This is a genomic window from Variovorax sp. 20P10.2.4 (genome assembly GCF_058244205.1).
This window is the reverse complement of record NZ_JBZAYE010000663.1, coordinates 1-3,834: the sequence shown is the minus strand read 5'-3', so window position 1 is coordinate 3,834 and position 3,834 is coordinate 1. Positions and strand designations below refer to the sequence as shown.

Annotated in this window: 2 protein-coding genes; one reads left to right on the top strand and one right to left on the bottom strand. The window is 68.0% G+C overall.

All coding sequences use genetic code 11. The features are described 5' to 3' along the window. On the bottom strand, positions 1-693 hold a 693-nt coding region (locus tag AC27VN_RS35255; RefSeq protein ID WP_490879614.1), incomplete at its 3' end, for a lytic transglycosylase domain-containing protein. Between the two features lie 673 nt (positions 694-1,366). On the opposite strand from AC27VN_RS35255, the gene AC27VN_RS35250 reads away from it, so the two are divergent. Next, a partial coding sequence (locus AC27VN_RS35250; RefSeq protein WP_490879613.1) for a DUF748 domain-containing protein occupies positions 1,367-3,834 on the top strand: 2,468 nt, incomplete at its 3' end.

The window sequence follows — 3,834 nt, the reverse complement described above, 5'->3', positions numbered from 1 at the left end:
GCGCTCGCGCTCGGCCATCACCTTGCCGGCATAGCCGCCGTCGTCCTCGAGGTTGGCCGCGCCCACGTAGTAGCGCAGGCCGCCTTCGAGCGAACCGGCGCGGGCGATGCATTCCTGCAGCACCTTCACGCCGACCCGCATGTTGGTCACGGGGTCGAAGGCGGTCAGCGTGCCGCCGGCCGGCTCGTACTTGTCGCCGTGCACGCGGGTCATGACCTGCATCAGCCCCTGCGCGCCGACCTGGCTCTGCGCGAACGGATTGAAGCTGGACTCGACCGCCATGATCGCGAGGATCAGTGTCGGATCGAGCTTGGTGTGCTTGCCGATGTTGTAGGCCTCGGCCACGAGCACGCTCAGCGGCTCGGCCGCGACGCGGTACTTCTTGCTGAGCCAGTAGGCCACGGCGGCCTGCTGCTTGGGCAGGTCGCCGGGGCTCGCGGCCGTGGTGCGCTCGATCGCGGTCGGCTCGAGGTCGGTGGCTTCGGGCGCGGGTTTGCGCGACTGCAGCCAGCCCATGAGCTGTTCTTCGCCTTGATGGCGCAGGTCGGGCCGCGCCACGAGGGCGAGGACCGCGAACACGATGGCCAGGCCCAGCAGGGCGAAACCGTTGTGCGTGATTTCAAAAAAGCCGTCTGCCACATCGGACACGAAGGTCCTCAGCCCGCGGGCCGTGGCATCAAACGCCTTGTTCATCGCTCTTCCTTTCTGTGCGGCACCTGTCGCAGCGCCGGGAAGGGCGATGGGATGGAGGCAGCGGCGCTTGGATTGGTACCAATCAGATTCCGCGCTCAGGGGGATAAGGTGCGCGGCCGTCTGATCAAGCCGGGGGGAGTCGGCAGCGGATACAGGGTGGTTCCGTCGCGTCGGGCGATCGGAGCAGGCGGGATTCTATCGTTGCTAAATACCCGGTCAAGCATAAGGAATTCAGTCTTAATTCTTAAAAGTGTCGAACAAATGTTTCAAATCCGTGTCCGGGACCGCATCCTTCTTAAGGGAAATCCCTTGAAAAATCGGGTTTGAAAAGCCGGGAAGGGGCGCCTAAGCTGAACAGGCCTGAGGTTTTCAGGTGCTTTCCGAAGCCAGGCAGTCACGGTGCAAGCCGCGGGCTCGAACGGCGGAGGATCCACGGCGGCAATCTCTTGCTGCCAGCACGACAGGAACCATCGACTTCCGGTCGAGCGAAACGATGGCAATGGGTCGTATGCCCGCCATCAAGCCCGGTGACATGACATTCGTCGCGTCACCGGGCTTTCTTGTTTCTGGCTTGCCGCCTGTTTGGGGCACACTCGCGCGAATGAATGCTGCCGCCTCGATACAAAGCTTAAGAAAGAACAAATGGGTGCGACGCGGGATCGTTGCACTGCTCGTGCTTCTGGGCCTTTGGGTCCTGGCCTGGCTGGCGGTGCCGCCGATCGCCAAGAGCCAGCTGCAGAAGATCGCGAGCGAGAAGCTGGGTCGCCAGGTCACGGTGGAGCGCATCGGCTTCAAGCCCTGGACCCTCGAGCTCACGCTCAACAACCTGCGCATCGCCACCGCCGACGGCAAGAACACCCAGGTCGCCGTGCGGCGCATCTATGCCGATGCCGAGCTGCAGTCGTTGTTCCGGCTCGCGCCCGTGATCGATGCGGTGACGGTGGAAGCGCCGGCCATCCTGCTGACCCACCAGGCCGACGGCAAGTACGACATCGACGACATCCTGGCCAAGCTGGCCTCCGGCCCGCCGCCCGACCCCAAGGCCGAGCCCGCGCGCTTCGCCATCTACAACATCGCGATCACCGAGGGCGCGGTCGACTTCGACGACCAGACCGTCAAGCGCCGCCATGAGCTGCGCGACTTCGTGCTCAAGGTGCCGTTCCTCAGCAACCTGGCCTCGCAGCGCGAGGTCAACACCGAGCCCAAGCTGGCCTTCGCGCTCAACGGCAGCAAGTTCGACTCGGCCGCGCTGACCACGCCCTTCGCCGCCAGCCGCAAGACCGACGCCCACGTGCAGTTCAAGGGGCTCGACCTCGCGCCCTATCTGGGGTACATCCCGGGCGGCCTGCCGGTGCAGCTGCAGGCCGGCAGCCTCGACGCCGACCTCAAGATCGACTTCCAGCAGGCCACCACGGTCGGCCTCAAGGTCACCGGCACGGTCGAGGCGCATGGCGTCAAGCTGGCCGATGCGCGCGGGCGCGACCTGCTGGCCTTCGACTCGCTCAAGCTCGCGCTGGCCGACGTGCGGCCGCTCGAATCGGTGTTCCATCTCAGCGAGGTCGCGCTGGCGAGCCCGCAACTGGTGGTGGCGCGCGATGCCTCGGGCCAGCTCAACCTGATGGCGCGCGATCCGGCCACGGGCCAGACCGAGAAGGTGGTCGCGGCCAAGCCGCCGGCACCGCCCGCTTCATCTGCCAGTGCCGCCAGCGGCGCCGCGGGCGCGGCGGCACCCAAGCCCACGCTCAAGGTCCAGGTCGACAAGGTCGCCCTCAGCGGCGGGCGCATCGGCTGGCGCGACGAGACCGTGCAGCCCGGCGCGGCGATCGACGTCACCGAACTCGGCATCGACGTCACGGCCCTCACCTGGCCGATGGAGAAGCCGGCCCAGTTCAGCGGCAGCACCGCGGTCGGTGGCGCCACGCTCAAGTTCAAGGGCAGCGGCACCGACAAGGCGGCCGACGTGCAGACCGAGGTCGACGCGCTGCCGCTCTCGCTGGCCGCGCCCTACCTGGCCCACAGCCTGGAGCCCACGCTCGACGGCAAGCTCAGCGGCGAGATCGACGTCGCCTGGGCTCCGCCGGACCTGCGCTTCAAGGCCAAGCGGGTGGCGGCCGACAACCTGGCGCTGACCCAGGCCAAGACCGCGCTCGCGAGCGTCGGCCGCTTCGAGCTGCGCGATACCGAGGTCGACATGGCGAAGCACACGCTGGCCGTGGGCTCGTTCACCGCCACCAATCCCAAGGTCAGCATCGAGCGCGACAGCGAGAAGCGCTGGATGTTCGAGCGCTGGCTCAGGACGCCGGCCGCCGCGGGCGGCAAGCCCGAAGCCGAGGCCAAGGTGGCCGCGCCCAAGCCGGCCGGCAGCGGCCCCGAATCGGCACCGCCGGGCGCCAACACCAAGCCCTGGGCGCTGACCGTCGGCACGTTCGCGGTCGACAACGGCAGCCTCTCGTATGCCGACAAGGCCAGCGCCACGCCGGTCGCGGTCGAGATCACGGCCTTCAAGCTCAATGCCGAGAAGCTCGCGCCCGAGACCGCCACCAAGTCGCCGCTGCAGGTGTCGGGCCGCATCGGCTCGGGCCGCCGCGCCGATCCGGGCCGCTTCGACTACAAGGGCCACATCGTGCTCAAGCCGCTGGCCGCCGAAGGCCGGCTCGAGGTGGCCTCGTTCCCGGCCCATGCGTTCAAGGCCTACTACGCCGACGCGCTCAACGTCGACATCCGCCGGGCCTTCGTCAGTTACCGCGGCAGCGTGAACTACGCGACCGCCCCGGCGGGCATGACCGTCAAGCTCGCGGGCGACACCGCGCTCGACGACTTCCGCGCCAACAGCGTGTCGCTGACCCAGTCGCCGGGCTTCGACCGCAACAACAACCAGTTGCTGAGCTGGAAGACGCTGAGCCTGCGCGGCCTGCAGGTGGGCCTGGCGCCCAATACGGCGCCCACCGTCGACGTGCGCGAGACCACGCTGACCGACTTCTTCGCCCGCGTGATCGTCGACCCGAACGGCCAGCTCAACCTGCTGAGCCTGACCAAGAAGGGCGAGGCCGAGGCCAACGCGGCCACGGCCGCGGCCGTCGAAACCCGTTCGCGCCGCAGCCTGGGCGGCACGACCACCACCACGCGCGGACCGGAGCGCCC